This is a genomic window from Aeromonas sp. ANP5 (assembly GCF_963870295.1).
Taxonomy (GTDB): Bacteria; Pseudomonadota; Gammaproteobacteria; order Enterobacterales; family Aeromonadaceae; genus Aeromonas; species Aeromonas veronii.
The window spans coordinates 1-19,133 of the sequence record NZ_CAWMRY010000045.1 but is presented as its reverse complement, the minus strand read 5'-3'; the positions used below and the strand labels follow the sequence as shown (position 1 = coordinate 19,133).

The 19,133-nt window shown below is 57.1% G+C and carries 11 protein-coding genes and 1 pseudogene; 7 read left to right on the top strand and 5 right to left on the bottom strand.

Features of this window, described 5'->3' with window-relative positions:
* Window positions 1-651, bottom strand: a complete 651-nt coding sequence (locus AACT07_RS19810) for a DUF2913 family protein (RefSeq protein ID WP_069529674.1) — start codon at window positions 649-651, stop codon at window positions 1-3.
* A 98-nt stretch (window positions 652-749) separates the two neighbouring features.
* Window positions 750-2,045: a DEAD/DEAH box helicase gene (locus AACT07_RS19805; RefSeq protein WP_069529672.1), complete on the bottom strand. Its 1,296-nt coding sequence runs from the start codon at window positions 2,043-2,045 to the stop codon at window positions 750-752.
* Window positions 2,046-2,331: 286 nt separating this feature from the next.
* Between AACT07_RS19805 and AACT07_RS19800 the strand changes: the two genes are divergently transcribed.
* Complete coding sequence (locus AACT07_RS19800; RefSeq protein ID WP_069529671.1) at window positions 2,332-2,910, top strand: O-methyltransferase; 579 nt, start codon at window positions 2,332-2,334, stop codon at window positions 2,908-2,910.
* Window positions 2,911-2,989: 79 nt separating this feature from the next.
* On the opposite strand, the gene AACT07_RS19795 is transcribed toward AACT07_RS19800, so the two are convergent.
* Window positions 2,990-4,405 (bottom strand): FAD-dependent oxidoreductase, encoded by a 1,416-nt coding sequence (locus AACT07_RS19795; protein WP_064341967.1) that lies wholly within the window; start codon window positions 4,403-4,405, stop codon window positions 2,990-2,992.
* 12 nt (window positions 4,406-4,417) lie between these two features.
* Window positions 4,418-8,875 (bottom strand): glutamate synthase large subunit, encoded by a 4,458-nt coding sequence (gene gltB, locus AACT07_RS19790; protein ID WP_069529669.1) that lies wholly within the window; start codon window positions 8,873-8,875, stop codon window positions 4,418-4,420.
* Window positions 8,876-9,486: 611 nt separating this feature from the next.
* Between gltB and AACT07_RS19785 the strand changes: the two genes are divergently transcribed.
* The 6 genes from AACT07_RS19785 (at window position 9,487) to AACT07_RS19760 (ending at window position 18,544) form a co-directional block, all read left to right on the top strand.
* Complete coding sequence (locus AACT07_RS19785) at window positions 9,487-10,416, top strand: TIGR01212 family radical SAM protein (protein WP_069529665.1); 930 nt, start codon at window positions 9,487-9,489, stop codon at window positions 10,414-10,416.
* Between the two features lie 377 nt (window positions 10,417-10,793).
* Window positions 10,794-12,938 carry a type I secretion system permease/ATPase gene (locus AACT07_RS19780; RefSeq protein ID WP_005350980.1) on the top strand — a complete coding sequence of 715 codons (2,145 nt, stop codon included), beginning with the start codon at window positions 10,794-10,796 and terminating at the stop codon, window positions 12,936-12,938.
* Window positions 12,931-14,364: an HlyD family type I secretion periplasmic adaptor subunit gene (locus AACT07_RS19775; protein ID WP_005350982.1), complete on the top strand. Its 1,434-nt coding sequence runs from the start codon at window positions 12,931-12,933 to the stop codon at window positions 14,362-14,364. Before AACT07_RS19780 ends, AACT07_RS19775 begins: the two co-directional genes overlap by 8 nt.
* Before the next feature lie 37 nt (window positions 14,365-14,401).
* Window positions 14,402-15,727 (top strand): TolC family outer membrane protein, encoded by a 1,326-nt coding sequence (locus tag AACT07_RS19770; protein ID WP_005359768.1) that lies wholly within the window; start codon window positions 14,402-14,404, stop codon window positions 15,725-15,727.
* A gap of 135 nt (window positions 15,728-15,862) precedes the next feature.
* Complete coding sequence (locus AACT07_RS19765; RefSeq protein WP_223849329.1) at window positions 15,863-16,615, top strand: transglutaminase-like cysteine peptidase; 753 nt, start codon at window positions 15,863-15,865, stop codon at window positions 16,613-16,615.
* A 3-nt stretch (window positions 16,616-16,618) separates the two neighbouring features.
* Entirely contained in the window at window positions 16,619-18,544 is a 1,926-nt protein-coding gene (locus AACT07_RS19760; RefSeq protein WP_069529663.1) for an EAL domain-containing protein, read from the top strand.
* A gap of 32 nt (window positions 18,545-18,576) precedes the next feature.
* On the opposite strand, the pseudogene AACT07_RS19755 reads toward AACT07_RS19760, so the two are convergent.
* Window positions 18,577-19,095 (bottom strand): annotated as a pseudogene (locus AACT07_RS19755) (transposase); the annotation flags it as partial.
* Between the last annotated feature and the right edge of the window lie 38 nt (window positions 19,096-19,133).

The following is a 19,133-nucleotide window of genomic DNA, read 5'->3' as shown; positions in this document are numbered from 1 at the left end:
TCAGGCGCCTTGGCGGGCCTCGCTCAGCAGTGCCAGCGCCGGTTGGGCGTTGTCCGGCATCAGCCGGTAGGCCTTGTGATGTTTGACCAGGGTGGTCTTCTTGTTGCCCTGGCTCAGCAGCAGGCCGTGCTTGAAAGCCGCCTCGGCCAGCACCTTCTCGTCACCGCGCACATAGAGGGTGAGGGGTTTGACAAGCTCACCGTCCTCGATATGGCCTTCATATTCGCTATGGCTTACCACTAAGCTCGCCTGACCGCCCGATTGCAGGCGCAGCTTGGCGTTCACCTCGCTCTCGGTCAGCACCAGCCAGCCTGCCGCTGAGAGCTCCTCCAGCAGGGCCGCCAGCTTGGCTCCCAATTGCTGCGGATTGGTCATGGCGCACTGGTATTGGAAGGCGATGCGCTCCAGCAATCCCTTGAGATCGGCACCCGCGCCGAGGGTTCGGCCAAGCTGCACCCAAGCTTTCAAATCTTCCATCACCAGACGGGAGAAGCGCTTCTCCTTGAGGGAGTCGGCCATCCAGGTGCAGAGAAAGTGGCTCTCTTGCGCCGGAGTGCGCTTGCCCGCCTTTTGCTCGGCGGTGCGGGCCAGTTCGGCCAGGCTCTGGGTGGCCATCTCGAGCAGGGCCTGATTGTAGGTCGGAGAGGTCATAAGCAATCCTTGAGTTGACCACCAGGGGCCAACACCGATGACAGAGATGGCAAAGGCGCCAGTGGCGCCTTTGCGGTTCAATAGAGCAACTGCCCGCCTTATTTCGGCTGACGGGGCTTCTTGGCGGCGGCCAGACGCTTGAGGCGCTGACCCTGCAGCTTGGCTTCGGCCATTACCTGGGCCACGGCGTTATCTTCACGCTGCGGGCGCTTGCCGAAGCGGCGACGCTCCTGCAACTGTTTGATCAGCTCGTCACGGCTGCTCACATCATAGCCAGGCACCATGATGCGACGGATCTTCTGGCCGATCAGGGCCTCGATCTCCAGCAGGGTGCGCTCCTCTTCACGGCTGACGAAGGAGATGGCCATGCCGCGCTTGCCGGCACGACCGGTACGGCCGATGCGGTGCACGTAATCTTCCGCCAGGAACGGCAGATCATAGTTGACCACGTATTCCAGATCCGGAATGTCCAGACCACGGGCGGCCACTTCGGTGGCGACCAGTACCCGTACTTTGCCTTCCATGAATTCGCGCAGGGCGCGGCGACGGTTGCCCTGGGCCTTCTCGCCATGGACAACGGCGGACTTGATGCCGTCGAGGTTCAGCTCCTCGACCAGCACATCACAGCTCTCGCGGGTACTGGCGAACACCAGCACCTGCTGCCAGTTCTGCTTGCCAATCAGCTCTGAGAGCAGCTCGCGCTTGCGCTTCTGCTCGACCGGATAGACGGTGTGGCTGACGGTGTCGGCGGTGGAGTTCTGCTTGTTGACGCTGACGATCTGCGGTCTGTCCAGCATCAGGTTGGCCAGCTTCTTCACCGCGTCGGAGAAGGTGGCGGAGAAGAGCAGGTTTTGACGGGTCTTGTTGACCGCTTGCAGGATTTTCTGCACATCGGCACTGAAGCCCATGTCGAGGATGCGATCCGCTTCATCCATCACCAGACACTCGACGCCAGAGAGGCTGAGGTTGCAGGCGGTGAGGTGCTCCAGCAGACGGCCCGGGGTGGCCACAATGATGTGAGCGCCCGCTTTGAGCTTCTTGGCCTGCACGTCCTGCTTGCCACCGCCGACGATGGTGATGGTGGTGATTTCGAGATACTTGGCGAAGTCATTGATGTTGCTCGCCACCTGAGCCGCCAGCTCGCGGGTCGGGGTCAGGATCAGCACACGGGCGTTGGAAGGCTGGACCGGAGCCGGATTGTCTACCAGACGCTGCAAGATGGGCAGGGCGAAGGCGGCGGTCTTGCCGGTACCGGTCTGGGCGCTGGCCAGCACATCGCGGCCACGGCGAATGGCCGGGATCGCCTGTTGCTGCACAGGGGTCATCTCCTGATAACCGCAATCTGAGACAGCACGCAAAATCTCGGGGGCAAAATCGAACGATTCAAATCTCATAATGGGTTCCTGTGTTCCAGCTGGGCTGTGTTTGGCTTGGTTAGCTCGGCATGAGCGAGACGGAGGTTGTAACCACCGACGGCTGCGCCTGACATCAAGTCAGAGAGTGAGCCGGAAAATGGCGGGCGCGAAGTGTAACAGATAGACGTCACAAATTCTGCCTCAAATGGTTGTCCTTTTCTCATCCTTTGTGGTGTGAATGGTGGTTGAAAGCAATCATTTGACTCCCAAAGACCAAGCCAAGGGTGTGGGATAATGGTTTTGGGCAAGAACGAAAGGGATATCGATGCAACTGGAACAGTTAAAACGCCAGCTGGAGCAGCTTGGCGAGCGCAATGACAGCATGCAGCAGGCACGCCACCGCAAGTTGCTCAATATCACCCGCGACACGGGGGAGTTGCTGTCAGTATTGGTGCAGACCCGTGGGGCGCAGGCGGTGCTGGAGATTGGCACCTCTAATGGTTACTCCACGCTTTGGCTGGCAGAAGCGGTGCGTCGGCTGGAGGGGCACGTGACCACCATTGAGCTGGATGAGGATAAGCGCGTGCTGGCCCATGACAACTTTCAGAGGGCAGGGCTGGCCCCCTGGGTAACCTTGCTGGCTGGGGATGCAGGCGAGCTGTTACCGACCTTGCCGCAAGCCGGCTATCAGCTCATCTTCCTCGATTCGGATCGTCAGCACTACCGGGCATGGTGGCCGCAGATCCGCCGCCTGCTGGCACCCCGTGGCCTGCTGGTGGTTGATAACGCCATCTCCCATCGCAGCGAGATGGTGGAGTGGATGAACGAGGTCGGGCAGGATCCGGCCTTTGCCACCTCGCTGGTGCCGGTCGGCAAGGGGGAGTGGCTGGTGGTGCGTTTGTAGGAGGTGTATAGCTGCAAAAAATCAGCCCCGCATTGGCGGGGCTGATAGTGAAAGTGCATCAGGGTCTTGGCCGGTCGGATCAGACCGCCAGATAGTCCATGATCCCTTCGGCCGCCTTGCGCCCTTCGTAGATGGCGGTCACCACCAGATCGGAGCCACGTACCGCGTCGCCACCGGCGAACACCTTGGGGTTGCTGGTCTGGAAGGCATACTCCGCCTGCTCGCGGGCCTTGATGCGATCCCGGTTGTCGAGCTCGATGCCGAACTCCGCCATCCAGGGCTGGGGGTTGGGCTGGAAGCCAAACGCCATCACCACCGCATCGGCAGCCAGCACCTGCTCGGAGCCCTCGATGATCACCGGATTGCGGCGGCCATTGGCGTCGGGTTCACCCAGCTCGGTGCTCACCACCTTGATGCCGACGGTGCGACCATGGGCATCCAGCTCGACAGCTACCGGTTGCAGGTTGAACATGAATTCAACCCCCTCCTCGCGGGCGTTTTTCACCTCCCGCTTGGAGCCCGGCATGTTCTCCTCGTCGCGGCGATAGGCACAGATCACCTTGGCGGCCCCCTGACGGATGGCGGTACGTACACAGTCCATGGCGGTATCGCCACCGCCCAGCACCACCACCTGCTTGCCGGCGAAGTCGATATAGTCGGCTTGCGCCTTCTCAAAGCCCAGCAACCGGTTGGCGTTGGCGATGAGGTAGGGCAGGGCATCATAGACGCCCGGCGCCTCTTCGTTGGCAAAGCCGCCCTTCATGTACTTGTAGGTGCCTACCCCGAGGAAGACCGCATCGAACTCGCCGAGCAGATCGGCGAAGGTGACATCACGGCCCACCTCGGTCTCGAGACGAAACTCCACGCCCATCCCCTGGAATATCTCGCGGCGACGCTGCATCACCTCTTTTTCCAGCTTGAAGGAGGGGATACCGAAGGTGAGCAGGCCGCCAATTTCCGGATACTTGTCAAACACCACCGGGGTGACGCCGTTGCGTGCCAGTACGTCGGCGCAGGCAAGACCCGCCGGGCCCGCGCCAATAACGGCGACCCGCTTGCCGGTCTTGACCACGTTCGAGAGATCGGGCTTCCAGCCCATCTCGAACGCCTTGTCGGTGATGTATTTTTCGATGTTGCCGATGGTCACCGCGCCGAAGCGATCGTTGAGGGTGCAGGAGCCCTCGCAAAGGCGATCCTGCGGGCAGACCCGACCGCACACTTCCGGCAGGCTGTTAGTCTGGTGGGAGAGCTCCACCGCCTCCAGAATGCGCCCCTCTTTGGCCAGTTTCAGCCAGTTGGGGATGTAGTTGTGGACCGGACACTTCCACTCGCAGTAGGGGTTGCCGCACTCGAGGCAGCGATCCGCCTGCATCTGTACCTGCGGCTGATTGAAGGACTCGTAGATCTCCACAAACTGGATTTTGCGGATCTTGAGTGGCTTCTTGGGCGGGTCGACCCGCTGGACATCGATAAACTGAAATACGTTCTGGCTCATAGGGTTCCCTCCTTATTGCGCCTGGATTCTGAGTTCTGCACTGGAACGGCTGGTGTGACCCAGCAGCGATTTCACGTCGCTGGACTTGGGTTTGATCAGCCTGAACTTGGGCACATAGGAGTCGAAGTTGGCCAGGATCTCCTCGGCGCGCGAGCTGCCGGTCTCATTGAGGTGCGCCGTGATGATGCCGCGCAGGTGCTCCTGATGGATGGCGAGATCCGCCACGTCCAGCAGTTCCACCAGTTCGGGGTTGGTGCGCTTGGCGAAGTTGCCGCATTCGTCGAGCACGTAGGCAAAGCCGCCGGTCATGCCCGCCGCGAAGTTGACGCCAGTCTGACCGAGCACGGTGACGATGCCGCCGGTCATGTATTCACAACCGTTGTCGCCAATTCCCTCGACCACCGCCAGGGCGCCTGAGTTGCGCACCGCGAAACGCTCGCCGGCAGTGCCCGCGGCGTAGAGTTTGCCGCCGGTGGCGCCGTAGAGGCAGGTGTTGCCGATGATGGCCGCTTCATGGGATTTGAACGCCACACCGACATGGGGCTTGATCACCAGCTTGCCGCCGGTCATCCCCTTGCCCACGTAGTCGTTGGCGTCACCGGTGAGGATCATCTCAAGGCCACCCGCGTTCCAGACGCCGAAGCTCTGGCCCGCGGTACCGTTGAAGTGCACCTTGACCGGATCCGCCGCCATCCCCTGATTGCCGTGACGTTTGACGATCTCGCCCGAGAGGCGCGCACCCACCGAGCGGTCGGTGTTGCGAATGTCGTAGCGGAACTCGCCACCGCTTGAGGTTTCCACCGCTTCCAGCAGATCTTCCACCATCTTGAGGTTGAGCGGTCCCTTGTCGAAGGTGGGGTTGTGCTGCTGGCTGAACAGGCTGGAGCCTGCTGGTGCTACCGGACGGGCCAGAATGCCAGAGAGATCCAGCTTGGCCTGACGAGCGGTGAGGCCGGGCAGGGCTTCCAGCAGATCGGTGCGGCCAATCAGGTCGGTCAGCTGGGTGACGCCGAGCTGGGCCATCAGCTCGCGGGTCTCCTCGGCGATGAACTTGAAGTAGTTCATCACCATCTCCGGCAGGCCGGTGAAGTGCTCGCGACGCAGCTTCTCATCCTGAGTGGCAACGCCGGTGGCGCAGTTGTTCAGGTGGCAAATACGCAGGTATTTGCAACCGAGTGCCACCATGGGGCCGGTGCCAAAGCCGAAGCTCTCGGCGCCGAGGATGGCCGCCTTGATGATGTCGAGGCCGGTTTTGAGACCGCCATCCACCTGCAGCCGCACCTTGTGGCGCAGACCGTTGGCGACCAGCGCCTGCTGGGTTTCAGCCAGACCCAGTTCCCACGGGGAGCCGGCATATTTGACCGAGGTGAGGGGGCTCGCGCCAGTGCCGCCGTCATAACCTGAGATGGTGATGAAGTCGGCATAGGCCTTGGCCACGCCGCAGGCGATGGTGCCGACGCCGGGCTCGGAGACCAGTTTCACCGACACCAGACAGCTCGGGTTGATCTGCTTGATGTCGAAGATGAGCTGGGCCAGATCCTCGATGGAATAGATGTCGTGGTGCGGCGGCGGCGAGATCAGGGTTACGCCGGGCACGGAATAACGCAGCTGGGCGATCTGGGCGGTGACCTTGTCACCGGGCAGCTGGCCACCTTCGCCGGGCTTGGCACCTTGAGCCACCTTGATCTGCACCACATCTGCGTTCATCAGGTAGTGAGGGGTGACGCCAAAGCGGCCGGAAGCCACCTGCTTGATGCGGGAGTTCTTCTCCGTACCGAAGCGCTTGGGATCTTCGCCCCCTTCGCCGGAGTTGCTCTGACCACCGAGGCGGTTCATGGCGACAGCCAGCGCCTCGTGGGCTTCAGGGCCGAGGGCACCGATGGACATGGCGGCGGAGTCGAAGCGGGGGAACAGCTTGTCGGCTGGCTCAACCTGATCCAGCGCGACCGGATTGTCGACTTTCTTCAGCGCCAGCAGATCGCGCAGGGTGGCAACCGGGCGCTCGTTCACCAGACGGGCGTACTCTTTGTAATCGGCATAGTTGCCGGAGCGCACCGCGGTTTGCAGGGTCTGCACCACGTCCGGGTTGTAGGTGTGGTACTCGCCGCCGTGGACGAACTTGAGCAGGCCGCCGTGGGGGAGGGGCTTGCGCACCAGCCATGCCTGACGGGCCAGATTGTGCTGATCCTGCTGGATGTCGGCAAAATCGGCACCCTGAATACGGCTCGATACGCCGCGGAAGCAGGTATCGACCACAGACTTGGCCAGGCCCACCGCTTCGAACAGCTGGGAGCAGCGGTAGCTGGCGACCGTGCTGATGCCCATCTTGGACATCACCTTGTAGAGCCCCTTGTTGATGCCGTTGCGATAGTTGACCATGGCCTGGCGCAGGGACATGGTGAGCACGCCCTCTTCAACCTGTTTGGCCAGGGTTTCGTAGGCGAGATAGGGGTAGATGGCGGTCGCGCCAAAGCCCAGCAGCACAGAGAAGTGGTGCGGATCGCGGCAGCTTGCAGTCTCCACCAGAATGTTGGCGTCGCAGCGCAGGTTGTTGTCCACCAGGGTGCGCTGCACTGCACCCACCGCCATGGCGGCCGGGATCGGCAGGGTGTCGGCGCTGATATCGCGATCCGACAGCACCAGCAGCACGGTGCCACTCCTGGCAGCAGTTTTGGCCTCGTCGCAGATGCGCAAGATGGCCGCTTCCAGCCCCTCTTCGGGCTTGAAGTTGAGGCTGATCACCTGATGACGGTAGTACTCACCTTCCAGTGCCAGCAGCTGGTGGAAGTCGGAGTAGAGCAGGATCGGCGACTGGAACAGCACCCGGTGGGCGTGGCCGAAGGTTTCGTTGAAGACGTTCTGCTCGCGACCGATACAGGTGGCCAGCGACATCACGTGGTTTTCCCGCAGCGGGTCGATGGGCGGGTTGGTCACCTGGGCAAACATCTGGCGGAAGTAGTCATAGAGGGTACGCGGGCCGGAGGAGAGCACCGCCATAGGGGTATCATCCCCCATGGAGCCCACCGCCTCCTGACCATTTTCACCCAATACCCGGATGATCTGATCCAGCTCCTCGAAGGAGTAGCCAAACAACTTCTGATAGGTTTTCAGCTGATCGTCGGAGAACTCGCGGCTACCGGTCTGGCTGTCGTCCATCTGCTCGAAGGGGACCAGTCTGCGGCAATGTTTATCCATCCACTGCTTGTAGGTGTGGCGGTTTTTGAGATCGTCATCGATCTCGAAGCTGGTCCACACCTTGCCGTTGCTGGTATCCACCACGAACAGCTCGCCCGGGCCGACCCGGCCCTTCTCCAGCACTTCGTCCGGGGTGTAGTCCCAGGTACCGACTTCTGAGGCGAGGGTGATGAACTTGTCTTTGGTGATGACGTAGCGGGCCGGACGCAGACCGTTGCGATCAAGTGCGCAGGTGGCGTAGCGACCGTCGGTCATGACAATACCGGCTGGGCCGTCCCACGGCTCCATGTGCATGGAGTTGAAGTCGTAGAAGGCGCGCAGGTCGTCATCCATGTTCGGATGTTTTTGCCATGCAGGCGGGATCAACAGGCGCATGGCGCGGAACAGGTCCATACCACCGGCGAGGAAGAGATCCAGCATGTTGTCGAGGCTGGAGGAGTCAGATCCGGTGGTGTTGACGAAGGGGGCCGCTTCCTGCAAATCGGGGATCAGCGGCGTGGCAAACTTGTAGCTGCGCGCCTTGGCCCACTGGCGGTTGCCGGCGATGGTGTTGATCTCGCCGTTGTGGGCCAGATAGCGGAACGGCTGGGCCAGCGGCCAGCGCGGGCTGGTGTTGGTGGAGAAACGTTGGTGGAAGACGCAGATGGCCGCCTGCATACGGATGTCGGCGAGATCCAGATAGAAGCGCGGCAAGTCCACCGGCATGCACAGCCCTTTATAGACGGTGACCAGGTTGGAGAGGCTGACCACATAGAAGTAGTCGTCGTTGACGCGCTTTTCGATGCGGCGACGCACGATATAGAGACGGCGCTCGAGATCCTTGTCGACCCAGCCGGGCGGGGCGTTGACAAAGACCTGTTCAATGCTGGGCAGGGAGGCTTTGGCGATGGTACCCAGTACGTTGGTATCGACGGGCACCTTGCGCCAGCCGACCAGACTCAGGGTCTCTTTTTCCAGCTCTTCGTCGATGATGTCGCGGGTCTGCTGGGCCAATACGGGGTCAGGGTTGAGAAACAGCATGCCGACCGCATAGTTGCGGCCAAGGTGCCATCCCTTCTCCTCGGCGACAGCTCTGAAGAAGCTGTCCGGTTTTTGCAGCAGCAGACCGCAACCATCGCCGGTCTTGCCATCGGCGGAGATCCCGCCGCGGTGCTGCATGCGAGCCAATGCTGACATCGCGAGACGGACAAGCTTGTGGCTGGCTTCCCCTTCCATGTGGGCCAACAGGCCGAAGCCACAGTTATCCCTCTCCAGCTTTGGATCATATAGTGACATTGCATTTCTCCCTTGCTCGGCCTTGTATCGCACAGTCATCACCTGACTGCATAAATTGCGATTGGCTCTTGTGGTTCCGTCTGCCTGACGTGGCGAATCTCCAAACTAATGGGATTTTCTGGCGAGGTCAATCGCAGGTCAGGTTTGTCTTCATGGTTACATTCGCATAACAAAATGTCGGGTTAGGGGGATTAGCTCGCAGTTATGGAGTGTTTATTCTGTGTGGCTTGATTTTGTTGGTTAAATATATCGCCATTGACGGGCTCAATGGTGCGCTCGGCGACGATGGGCGAATGTAGTAATTTTACCAACCCGATGTGGCCGACAGCGGAAGGGATCACATTTTCAATATCCCATGCTTGCAATTGTGTGCTGTCGGGTCTCTTTGAATTTTTCATTGTTCAACAGTGGGTTATCAGGTCTCATTTTCATATGGATGTTTACTGTTTGAATCGTCAAAGAACTGTAAAAATCCTTTTTTTGCGCTTTTTCTCTATATTTATTCAAAATTGGTCGGGTATTTATATGTTTTACCCTCTCCGCTAGCTTGATCCAGCTCAGCCCCTGTTTTGCGCAAGCTCGTACAATGGCGCTCCTTTAGCGGAGGTGTCATGCAGTTACACGAACTCGTCAATACATTCGGTCAGGATCTCAAGCAGCGTCATGGTCAGAAGATCCACAAACTCTCCATCCACGGGGCCTTCACCTGCCCGAACCGTGACGGCACCCTGGGCCGTGGTGGCTGCTCCTTCTGCAACGTATCCTCTTTTGCTGACGAGTCGGCTCAGCAACTCTCCGTGGTGCAACAACTGCTGGCTCGCCGGGACGAAGTCACCCGTGCCAAACGCTATCTTGCCTATTTTCAGGCCTACACCAGCACCTATGCCGAGGTCGAATATCTGCAGCGGATGTATGAAGAGGCGCTGTCGGTGAGCGATATGGTGGGGCTCTGCGTGGGCACTCGCCCCGATTGCGTACCGGATGCGGTGCTGGATCTGTTGGCGGGCTATCAGGCCCGGGGCTACGAGGTGTGGCTGGAGCTCGGGCTGCAAAGTGCCAACGACAAGACCCTGCAACGGATCAACCGCGGTCACGGTTATGCCGCCTATGAGGATGCGGTAAGACGTGCCCATCAGCGCGGCATCAAGGTATGTGCTCATCTGATCGTCGGCCTGCCGGGCGAAGTGCCGATGGACAGCCTCGATACCCTGCATCGCATCGTTGAGACCGGTGTTGAGGGGATCAAGTTGCATCCGCTTCATGTGGTTGAGGGTAGTACTCTTGGCAAAGCGTGGCTGGCGGGGCGCCTTGAGGTATTGACGCTGGAGCAGTATGTGGAGGCGGCCGTTGCCATGATCCAGCACACGCCGCCCGAGGTGGTGTATCACCGGATTTCGGCCTCCGCGCGCCGTCCAACCCTGTTGGCGCCAGCCTGGTGTGAAAATCGCTGGACGGCCATGGCGGATATTGCCAAAGCACTCTCATTGAACGGCCCGCAAGGTCACGCGTTGGGCAGACCCTTCATACTTCCTGACCTATAATTGAGCGCCAGATTATTATTTTCACGTAAAACATAGGGTTATATAAAAAACTTCATACCCTAAACTATAGTTTTGGTACGTGCCGGTTGATATAGTGGTGCGCCATAATAAATGTCATTATCAATTAACTCCGACATTCACCCTGATTGCAGTGTTAGCATGGTGTTGATGAGCCGATTATTTTTACCAATAACGAATCATGCCGCCATTGCTGCTGTGCCGGGAAATTGGCGATGAGTGTCGCGATCTATCTGGACAGGTTTATCCCCTGATCAGTCTCATCAGCGGGAAGGCCACTCGGTTTTAGCGTGGCTATAGCAGGGAAATATGAGCGATGAACGCTCCTATCTACCTCATTTATGCAGTGACAGGATGCTATGCAAGCAGAAACAAGTCGTATTGATGAGTTATTGGAGTGTCTGGTCTTCTTGACCCGTTTTTATGGTGTGCCCAACAGCCAGGATGCCCTGACGACCGGGTTGCCACTGGTCTCCGGACGCCTGACAACCGCACTCTTTTGCCGTGCTGCCGAGCGGGGCGGGTTATCCGCCCGTGAAGTGATCCAGCCACTGGCCGATATTTCTCCCTTGCTGCTGCCTTGCGTATTGCAGATGCGCAGTGGTGGCGCCTGCATTTTGCTGGAGTGGAACGAAGATCGCAGCCAGGGGAAAGTGATTTTCCCGCAGGCTGGTGATGCCGCGCAATGGCTGACCGCAGCCCAATTGGGTGATGAGTATCTGGGACGCCTCTTCTATGTAAAGAAGCAGTTCAAGTTTGACGAACGCTCGCCCAAGGTGCTGGAAACCCGTGATGGCCACTGGTTCTGGAGCACCTTGTTCGAATCCCGCGGCATCTATCGCGATGTGCTGATCGCCTCCATTCTGATCAACCTGTTTGCCATCGCCAGCCCTCTTTTCACCATGAACGTCTATGACAAGATTGTGCCCAATCTGGCGTTTGATTCGCTCTGGGTGCTGGCGGTCGGGGCTATGGTGGTCTTTACCTTCGATTTTGTGATGCGGCAGTTGCGCAGTTACTTTATCGATATCGCTGGCAAAAAGTCTGATGTGCTGCTGTCCGCCAAGATCTTCGCCAAGGTGATGGGTATGCGGATGGAATCTCGTCCCGCTTCCACTGGCGCGTTCGCCAAACATCTGCAGGAATTTGAATCGGTGCGGGAGTTTTTCACCTCCGCAACGGTTTCTACTCTTATCGATCTGCCCTTTGCCGTCTTCTTCCTTTTTATTATCTGGATGTTTGCCGGTGTGATGGTGGTGGTCCCCATCGTCGCCATGCTGATCCTCATCGCCTACAGCTTCTATATTCAGGAGCCCCTCAAGCAGTCCATCGAAGAGGGGTCACGCCTTGCGTCCCAGAAGAACGCCAACCTGATTGAAAGTATTTCTGGGCTGGAAACCGTCAAGATTTTCGGCGCCGAGAGCATGTTCCAGCATCGCTGGGAACAGGCCGTTTCCCATATTTCCACCTGGGGCGTACAGACCCGCCGCATTACCAACTCCATGTCCTCATTGGCCAGTTATATCCAGCAGGTGGTGACGGTCGGTCTGGTGATCGTCGGTGTTTACCAGATCTCCGAAGGTTTGGTCACCATGGGGGGCATGATTGCCGCCGTGATGCTCTCCAGCCGCGCCATTGCGCCCATGGTGCAACTCTCCGTGTTGTCGACCCGTTATAACCAGGCCAAGTCAGCACTGGATATTCTGGAAAAAATCATGCAAACCCCGGGTGAGCAGGAGGAGGGCAAGCAATATATCCATCATCCGGTGATTGCCGGTCGAATTGAATTCGAAAATGTCTCCTTCAAATATCCGGGAATGGAAACCAGCACCCTGCACAATATCAATTTGCGCATTCAGCCGGGCGAAAAGGTGGCGATTATCGGCCGGATTGGGGCGGGTAAAACGACCCTCGAGAAGCTGTTGATGGGGTTGTATCGACCGACCGATGGCTCGGTACGTATCGATGGCTTTGAACTCGATCAACTGCCACCAGCGGTGATCCGCCGCAATATTGGTTGTGTCCCGCAAGATGTCATTCTTTTCTTTGGCTCGGTGCGGGACAACATCATGCTGGGTAATCCGCTGGTGGATGATGTGAGAGTCTTACGCGCCGCCAAGCGGGCGGGTGTCACCAACTTTACCAACCGGGATCCCAACGGGCTGGATCGGCAGATAGGCGAGGGTGGCCGTCAGCTTTCCGGTGGCCAGCGTCAGTCGATCCTGCTGGCTCGCGCCCTGCTCAATGACCCCCCCATTCTGGTGATGGATGAGCCGACCTCCAACATGGACAACCAGTCCGAGATGCAGGTCAAACAGGAGCTCGCCAGACTTGGCCCGGAAACCACATTGATCCTCATCACTCACAAAACCTCGATGCTGGATGTGGCATCGCGAGTGATCGTCATCGAGCAGGGGCAGATCGTTGCTGATGGCCCCAAAGAGGTAGTGTTACAGCAGTTGAAGGAAGGCAAGGTGCGCGTGCAGGAGGTGTCCCATGGTTAAGGGGCTCATGGACTGGTTCAAGCGCAGCAAAAAGACGCCTTCCGGCGAGGTATTGCCAGCACCCGAGCATCTGGAATTTGTCGATGACGGCGCGGCAGCTGTGCTGCTGACCACGCCGACGGGAGCTCGTATCCTGCTATGGTGCTGTTTCCTCTTTTTCATGAGTGCCATCGTCTGGGCTGCCTGGGCCGAGCTGGATGAAGTCACCGTGGGTCAGGGCAAAGTTATTCCATCCCGTCAGCTGCAGGTGATCCAGAACCTGGAAGGGGGGATCGTCAAAGAGATCTTCGTCAAAGAGGGGGATATAGTCGAAAAGGGGCAGCCGCTGCTGCGTATTGATGACACCCGTTTCCGCTCCGACTTTAGAGAACGGGAGCAAGAGGTGGTCACCCTCAAGGGGGATGTGGCCCGTCTGCGCGCCGAGATGGCCAGCGTCGAGGTGAAAAACGACCCGGCACTGGGGTGGCGTGAGCAGGTCGTGGTAGGCGAAGCGCCAATCCAGTTTCCCGATGGTTATGAAACCGTCTTTGCCGAATACGCACACCGTGAGCGCTCTGTACAGCGGGATCGCCTCAATAACCTGAAGAACCAGCTCTATATTCTTGGTCAGCAAATCGAACAGAAAGAGCAGGAGCTGATTGAACTGAATGCCAAGATCCGCACCGTGAATCGCAGTGTGGATTTGGCCAGACAGGAACTGAATATTAGCCGTCCGTTGGCGAAAGAAGGTATAGTGCCTCAAGTGGAGCTAATCAAGCTTGAGCGGCAGGTCAACGAGATGCAGGGGGAGCTGGAGAGCAACCGTCTGCTGATCCCAAAACTCAATTCGGTACTGCGTGAGACTATCTCCAAGCGTAATGATATTGCGCTGAAGTTCAGAGCAGACTCCCAGACTGAACTGAATGAGAAACAGGGGCGGCTTGGCCAGTTGTCAGAAGGGCAGGTTGGCTTGCGAGACAGGGTCGACCGGACCAGCGTGATTGCTCCGCTCAAGGGCACCATCAAGAAACTCAAGATCAACACCCTGGGCGGCGTGGTTCAGCCCGGCATGGATTTGATGGAGATTGTGCCGTTGGAGGATACCTTGCTGGTAGAAGCCAAGGTGTCACCGAAAGATATCGCCTTCCTGCGACCGGGGCTGGATGCCATCGTCAAAATTACTGCCTACGACTTTACAATCTATGGAGGATTGCATGGCAAGGTTGAACAGATAAGTGCGGATTCGATCCAGGATGAGGAGGGGAACTCCTTTTATCTGGTTCGGGTTCGGACAGAGAAGAGTTACTTGGGCGATGAGCTTAACGCACTTCCCATCATCCCCGGTATGTTAGCCAGTGCTGATATCATTACTGGTAAAAAAAGTGTCCTAGACTATTTGCTTAAGCCGATTTTACGGGCAAAGCAGTCGGCACTGAGAGAACGATAAGCCAACAATCTAAAAACAAAACATGACTGGAGATAACATGAAAAAAACGATTGTTGCCATGCTGGTCAGTGGCTGCATCCTGATCCCGAGTTTGGGTCAGGCCCAGACTCTGGAAGAGTCGGTGGCACAGACACTTGCTACGCATCCCAAGATAAAGGAAGCGTTTGATCTGTATCAGGCACGACTCTATCAGCATGATGGAGCCAAGGGTGGCTATTATCCTACGATCGATCTGCGTGGCGGCGTAGGCTATGAAAAAACTGACAGCCCTTCTACCCGCGCTGCCAGCGCCAACAGCAATATTGATGATTCCATGACTCGCAAAGAGGCTGGGCTCAGTCTGCGGCAAATGTTGTTTGATGGCTTTGATGTCAGCAACAACGTCTCCCGAACCGAAGCAGAAGCCAATGCCCAGCGTCTGGCGATGATCTCCGAAGCTGAAAATACCGCGCTGCGAGTAGCTGAGGTCTACCTCAATATGCTGCGCCAGCAGGAGATCCTGGAACTCTCCAAACAGAACCTGGAAACCCACGAGCAGATCCGCAGCGACATCAGCAAGCGGACTGATTCAGGGCTTGGCTCTACTGCGGATCAGACCCAGATTGAAGGTCGTGTTGCCCGGGCCTATTCAAATCAGGCCGCTGCTGAAAACAACTATCGCGACGCAGAGAGTGAATTTATTCGTGTCGTGAACGAGGTACCAAAAGATCTGGTGCAGCCGGTTCCCAATACCGAGCTTATCCCGACCAGCCTCGATAGTGCGCTGAAAACAGCGACCGAAGTCCACCCGACCCTGCTCTCTTCCCTGCAGGATATCGAAGCGGCCAAGTATCAGCATGAAGGTGCCAAATCCGGTTTCTACCCGAATGTAACATTCGAGGTCGATCAGAACTGGAATGAGGATATCGATGCGGTCAAAGGGCGCAACGATGATCTGACCGCAATGGTGCGGATGCGTTACAACCTGTTCCGTGGCGGTTCTGATGTGGCAGAGAGCAATGCAACATCGGCGCTCTACTCTCAGGCGAAAGACATTCATTTGAATGCGTTCCGCCAAGTAGAGGAAGGCACTCGTCTGGCCTGGAACGCGAAAGAGTCGCTGGCCAAGCAAAAGACCTTCCTGAAAGAGCATGTTGACGCCAGCTATGACACCGTACAGGCGTACAAGAAGCAGTTTGGGTTGGGTCAACGGACATTGCTGGACGTATTGAACACCGAGAACGAACTGTTCGAGGCGCGTCGCAGCTACATTACTGCCGAGTATGATGCACTGCTGGCGGACTATCGCATTCTCAACGCGACAGGTAGCCTGCTCAATGCATTTAGCGTCAAACAACCCGCTGAATGGCAGGCCAGGCAATAACCGTTTGCCCATGATCCCGCTGGGATCATGAACGCCAATATGGTGACTGCTGCTGGCAGTCACCATGTTTGGCTAAAGCAGATGGTTGCACGGGCTTTGAGGAGTGCAGCAGCAATAATGCAGCAGGAATATGACGTGACACTCCAGCGCGGAACCGGCGGCAGATGGTGTTATCTTCTTAATGAATGGAGATACCGATCGCTACGCGCTTTGCGCCACTCCTTATGGATCCTGCTGTTACCCTTCTCACTTCTGCTCTGTGCCAGTCAGCCTCTGCCACAGGAAGATCTCAACTTGATCAAACGGGCGGAGCAGACCTATGGCGCCAGAGCCGGCAAGCGTGTAACTAGTTGGCGTATGTTGGTCATGGAGACGAAGGGCAGGGCCCTGAGCGAAGAAAAAAAGCTTGAGCGGGTTAATAATTTTTTCAATCGGATGCGTTTTATTGACGATATCAAGTTGTGGCGCAAAAAGGATTATTGGGCAACCCCGCTAGAATTTTTGGGAGCCGCCGGGGGAGACTGTGAAGATTTCAGTATCGCCAAATACTCTACGCTGCTCGAGCTCGGGATCCCGGATGATAAAATGCGGATGGTGTACGTTAAGGCTCTTGATTACAACCAGTTTCACATGGTGGTGGCATATTATGAGACACCCTCTTCCGTTCCGGTTATTTTGGATAATTTGATAGGCTCGATTCGCCCAGCCACACAGCGGCGTGATCTGGTGCCTATTTACAGTTTTAACGGTAGTCACTTGTGGTTGATGAAGGCACGAGGCCAAGGGGAACTGGCTGGTCAATCATCCCGCTTGGGATTATGGAATGATTTACGCAATCGCATGACCTCGGGGCGATTGGCTCGGCCAGTGGTGAATTTGGATGATTAACCTATGACGCTCTATCGACAGTTATTAGCCACCATGCTGCTGCTGTTTGGATTGTTATTTGCGGCCACATACTGGGTGCAATTCAATTCAACCCGCACTTATCTGGCGCAGCAACAGGAAACAACGGTCATCAATACGGCAACCTCGCTGGGGCTTGCGCTCACCCCCTATCTGGAAAACGGTGACAAGGTCGGTGCCGAGTCGGTGATCCAGGCCATTTTTGATGGCGGCTATTATCGACTGGTTCGCCTTGATCTGCTGGCATCAAAGGATGTCATCGAGCAGGAAAATACCAACAATATTCAGGGGGTACCGCAGTGGTTTGTAAATTTGGGACTGTTTCCTGAGGTATCCAACGAGTCAATTCTGACATCTGGCTGGTTGCAGCTTGGAAAATTAAAAGTAGTGGGTCACCCCGGCCAGGCTTATTACGAGTTGTGGCGGGGGATGAGCGAGCTGGCGAGCTGGTTTCTGGTCGGCTTTTTGATCACCACCATTTTGTTGATGAGAGCACTCAACTACTTGCTCAAGCCACTCAAACAGATCTGTGATCAAGCCGTCGAGATCGAGCTGCACCATTTCGGTCATACGATCCCGGAGCCTAAAACCCATGAATTGAAGCAGGTCGTTCAGGCGATCAACACCCTCTCAAGCAAGTTGGCGTTGCAGTTCAAAGAGCAAGCCGATGAGGCCGAGAAATTGCGTGAGCGGGTTTATGTCGATGCCGTGTCGGGGCTTGGCAACCGAGCCTATTTTGTGGGTCAGGTAAACGCATGGATAGCGGAGGCTGGCCAAGGTGGCGTCATGCTGGTTGCGGTCGATATGCTAGATGATATCTATCGCGATGAAGGCTTTGCTGCCCGTGACAACATGGTCAAATCGATAGCTCAGGCTTTGAAAGAGCAATTAAAAGGGTGGGATGGCGCCGCCTTGGCACGGATCTCCGCGACGGAATATGCGCTGCTCTGTCCAACTGACGATCTGACTCAGCTAAAAGAGCTGGCTGAAGTGATTAATAGCCGCATTGCCGATCTGGTGGTGAATCCAATGGGCGAAGGGGATGCGCTCTCCGTCATCGGTATTGCTGGTCGTGATGGCAATGATGATCTCTCTGCCTTGTTGACCAAAGCCGATAATGCGCTTGGCAAGGCGCGCAATGAACGCCGCGGTGCGGTGGTGATGGAAGGGGGTGCCGAGCAAGGTTTGATGGGACGTCTGGCCTGGCGAGATCTGGTACAAGATGCCATTTCACGACAACTTTGGCGTTTCAAAGCCCAACCAGCTTGCCGGTTTGATAACGGAGCCAGGTTGCATGCCGAACTGTTTGCTTCTATCTCCCGTGATGGCACAGACTATTTTGCCGGTCAGTTCTTGCCCGCAATTGAACAGTTCAAACTGGGTGGCGAGTTTGACCAGGCGGTGCTTGATGCTTGCGTTCCATTACTGCAAAAACAGTCTGATCTGGTACTGGCGATCAACATCACTGCTGGCTCGCTCTGCTCGGATGAATTTTTAACCTGGCTGACGCGCTATCTGACCGAGCATGTTGAGCTGAAAGAGCGGTTGTTATTTGAAATACCTGAAGCCGCCATCATGAAACATAAAGACAACGTGGCTGCGTTGGTGGGTACCTTGCAAGCTCATGGTTTCCAGTGGGGGGTTGACCACTATGGTCGTCACTTCCAGTCTCTGGGCTATCTGGAGGAGTTGTCGCCTGCTTATGTCAAGGTCGATCACGGTTATACCAGTCAGGTCATGGAGCCGGGGGCAGACACCTCATTTCTGGCGGCTGTGTGTCGCGCCGCACACAATGCCGGTGTGACCACCATTGCGACCCGCGTCGAGGATCAACATCAAGTGGAACTACTTTCCAAGTTGCATATCGATGGTTACCAGGGATTTGTTCATCCTGCCTTCCCATTGTCTTGAATTAAATGGCCCCGATAGGTAATGCCGGTCAGTTAAGCCTGACTGGCATTGTTTTTATTGGCTTTTTGCACCGCATACTTTTGCGATCTTGCCTTCACACAACGGGGGTAACTTCGCTCCGGCAGCACAAACTGCCCCGCCTGCTTATCCAGCTCCGCCACCCGCTTCGGGATATTCCCCGGTGACAGGTACGGCATGCTGCTCAGTTCATGGATGAGATAGACCGACGCCATGTGAAAACTCAGCTGGCTCGCCGTGTATCCCTTCAGACTCGCCGCCATCTTTACCATCTGGCTGCGCAGCAGGTTATACGCCAGCAGCACTCCCCACAGCTCTTGCCGTATCCCCGCCGCCTTCTTGCTGCGCAGGGTTAGCCGGTGCTGTTGCAGGCTGTGCTTCATCTCCCGATAGCCCAACTCGATTTCCCAGCGGTGGCTGTAGAGCTCGACGATGTCAGTGCTCGGGAAGCGCATCGGGTCGACCATTGAGGTCAATACTTGGCGCTCCTTGCCATTGATGTGTCGGGTCAGCAGGCTGGCTTCCACTGTATCTGTAGTGATCAGCTAAATCCGGACACTTGGTTAGGCCA

Excerpts from the sequence above, each read along its gene's own strand:
- gltB (WP_069529669.1), bottom strand. The coding sequence starts at position 8,875 with ATGTCACTATATGATCCAAAGCTGGAGAGGGATAACTGTGGCTTCGGC.
- AACT07_RS19760 (WP_069529663.1), top strand. The coding sequence starts at position 16,619 with ATGACGCTCTATCGACAGTTATTAGCCACCATGCTGCTGCTGTTTGGA.
- AACT07_RS19770 (WP_005359768.1), top strand. The coding sequence starts at position 14,402 with ATGAAAAAAACGATTGTTGCCATGCTGGTCAGTGGCTGCATCCTGATC.
- AACT07_RS19805 (WP_069529672.1), bottom strand. The coding sequence starts at position 2,045 with ATGAGATTTGAATCGTTCGATTTTGCCCCCGAGATTTTGCGTGCTGTC.
- AACT07_RS19775 (WP_005350982.1), top strand. The coding sequence starts at position 12,931 with ATGGTTAAGGGGCTCATGGACTGGTTCAAGCGCAGCAAAAAGACGCCT.
- AACT07_RS19800 (WP_069529671.1), top strand. The coding sequence starts at position 2,332 with ATGCAACTGGAACAGTTAAAACGCCAGCTGGAGCAGCTTGGCGAGCGC.
- AACT07_RS19810 (WP_069529674.1), bottom strand. The coding sequence starts at position 651 with ATGACCTCTCCGACCTACAATCAGGCCCTGCTCGAGATGGCCACCCAG.
- AACT07_RS19795 (WP_064341967.1), bottom strand. The coding sequence starts at position 4,405 with ATGAGCCAGAACGTATTTCAGTTTATCGATGTCCAGCGGGTCGACCCG.
- AACT07_RS19780 (WP_005350980.1), top strand. The coding sequence starts at position 10,794 with ATGCAAGCAGAAACAAGTCGTATTGATGAGTTATTGGAGTGTCTGGTC.
- AACT07_RS19785 (WP_069529665.1), top strand. The coding sequence starts at position 9,487 with ATGCAGTTACACGAACTCGTCAATACATTCGGTCAGGATCTCAAGCAG.